The organism is Neisseria sp. P0014.S009 (assembly GCF_051958155.1).
In the GTDB taxonomy this organism is placed as follows: Bacteria; Pseudomonadota; Gammaproteobacteria; order Burkholderiales; family Neisseriaceae; genus Neisseria; species Neisseria flavescens_C.
On record NZ_JBQCVS010000268.1, the window covers coordinates 1 to 236 of the forward strand.

Consider the following 236-nt stretch of genomic DNA (forward strand, 5'->3'; position numbering starts at 1 on the left):
ATTGGCTGATTTCGGAATCGGTCTGGTAGGTAGTCATGTGCCGATTGACTTCTTTAAGCGCATCATCAATGCGTTTTTGTTTTTCGGCAGGGGAGGGGAGTTTGTCTTGGTCGTCTGAATGATATTTGACGGTATAGGTTGTGCCCATTGTCTCGCCTTGCAGGGTAATGGTTTGTTGTTTTTCAGGTTGGCAGGCTGAGAGTGTGAGTGCGGAAACGATGGCAACGGTGCAACCG

Annotated in this window: 1 pseudogene; it reads right to left on the reverse strand. The window is 48.7% G+C overall.

Going from position 1 to position 236, the window contains the following annotated elements:
- A pseudogene (locus tag ACTHS4_RS12610) lies at positions 1-220 on the reverse strand (FAD:protein FMN transferase); the annotation flags it as partial.
- Between the last annotated feature and the right edge of the window lie 16 nt (positions 221-236).